The organism is Helicobacter vulpis (assembly GCF_003660395.1).
Taxonomy (GTDB): domain Bacteria; phylum Campylobacterota; class Campylobacteria; order Campylobacterales; family Helicobacteraceae; genus Helicobacter; species Helicobacter vulpis.
Map to the genome: position 1 here is coordinate 1 of NZ_QXQT01000107.1, position 270 is coordinate 270.

Annotated in this window: 1 pseudogene; it reads left to right on the forward strand. The window is 47.8% G+C overall.

Annotated features, from left to right (window positions below):
- Positions 1 to 270 (forward strand): annotated as a pseudogene (locus EAO38_RS08790) (site-specific DNA-methyltransferase); the annotation flags it as partial.

A 270-nucleotide genomic window follows, 5' to 3' on the forward strand; every position in this document is an offset into this window, starting at 1 on the left:
GATGCTTGTATAGATTGTGTGTGTATGGACCCGCCCTATTGTAGCGGGGGGGTAAAAAGCTTGAACGCGCGCAATGCCGGGACTAATAAGAAGTATTGCGGGGACAATGCCAAGTATTATGAGTTTTATGGGGATGGCAAGGACCAGCGTATATGGATTGCGTGGGTGGGTTTTATTTTCGCCCAAATAGAGCGCATTTTAAAGCCGGGGGGGTATTTCTTTAGCTTCATTGATTGGCGCATGTTGCCAGCCCTTTCTGATAGCATTCAG